Here is a 1,377-nt window from a genome sequence, read left to right as displayed (position 1 = left end):
CCGTGCCCCAGTGTGCCCCGTGTGGCGTCTCGCAGCACGCAGGCGGAGTTCTCCCCCATCTGGCACGGCCGGATCGCGCCCTACCCGCCCTGGCGGCCCGCCCGGACCCTGAACAGCATGGGGGATACCGGAAACACCACACCAGGTCCGGACAGTACCGACAACGCGTTCCATGCTCTCCTCGAAGGCGCCACAGCACCACGACCGCCCACCCCACCCGAGTGCCCATTCTGCGACCTCCCACTGGACCGCTACGCCACCCACTACGAAGGCCACTGGGTCCTTCTCGAACCCCACATCGTCGTCCCCGCCCACATCTTGCCTCCGCGCCGACGCTGGATCATCGCCTCGGACGGGGCAGCGATCAACCTGTGGGACGCCGAACCCCTCCCCGGTACCCGGTGCCGGATCGCGCACCGATCCGTCTGTCCCTATCTCCAACCCGAAGACGACTGGCCCTGGACCACCGTGCTCCGGCAGGAAAACGAACGACGAGCACAACGCCTGTTCAGCCTTCCCGACGACTGGGGCCTCCCCGACGACTGGGGCCTCCCCGGCACGGGCTGACAGTTGCTGTCCTTGTTCCCCGGATCAGCGCTCTGGCCCGAGGGACCGCATGCGCTGCGTCACTGACGGTGGTGCCTCCGCCGCTCGACGACCGCCGCGGCCCCCGCGAGGCGATCAGGTTGACGCCGAACTCCGCCCGTTCGTTCATGGTTCAGGATGGGAGGTTGGCTCTCGCAGGTGCTCCCTCGCAGTCCCGCCCCGTCGAGTCGGTCACAGAGGTGGACGACAGCCTTCTGCGGCTCACCGCGCCGGATGAGACGTTCGGCGAGTGCGATGGAGCTGCGCATCGTTCCAGAACGGAGAAACTCCTCATCGGATCTGACGAACGCGGTCATCTCCGCTTCGGTATCCACGGCACGGCCGCACTGGGACGTCTTGCGGCGACTCAGCTGGATCATCATCTGCTCTGTCGCAATCTGGTCGATACGGGGCCGGCCGATGACGCCCTTGCCGATGTCGAGGACTACTTCGCCCGCCATGGCGAGAACCGTCAGGAACAGCTCGGCGTAGCTTCCTCCTGGAACAGAGCGTCGTCGTACTCAAGGAACTCCTCGGACACGCCCCCACCGGCGTCGCCACCACCGTCTACGCGATGAGCCGGCCGCCTACGACCCGCGCCCGGACATCGACTTCACCCCGCTGCGCGACGCCGACCCGGCGACCGAAGGCTTCTCACAGGCCGCGTGAGCCCCGTGTCCCGGGGCGCGGGGCGACCCCCGGGCGCGGGGACAAAAGAACGGTGCCGGCAGACGCGGGGGGGGGCAGCGGGTCCCCGGGCGCCCGGCCAGACCGCGCCGAAACGGTCGAAAA

General features: G+C 68.6%; 2 protein-coding genes. Both read left to right on the top strand.

The annotated features are described in order from the left end of the window. Window positions 1-567, top strand: a 567-nt coding sequence (locus tag ACFVXE_RS39105; protein WP_389678568.1) for a DUF6083 domain-containing protein, incomplete at its 5' end; no start/stop codon positions are given. 218 nt (window positions 568-785) lie between these two features. After that, the gene (locus tag ACFVXE_RS39100) at window positions 786-1,163 is read left to right on the top strand and encodes a hypothetical protein (RefSeq protein WP_389678567.1); all 378 of its coding nucleotides are present in this window, start codon (window positions 786-788) and stop codon (window positions 1,161-1,163) included. Window positions 1,164-1,377: the final 214 nt, after the last annotated feature.

It is taken from the genome of Streptomyces sp. NPDC058231 (assembly GCF_042882275.1).
GTDB lineage: Bacteria > Actinomycetota > Actinomycetes > Streptomycetales > Streptomycetaceae > Streptomyces.
The sequence above is the reverse complement of the archived record's forward strand: the minus strand, read 5'-3'. Positions and strand labels throughout refer to the sequence as shown.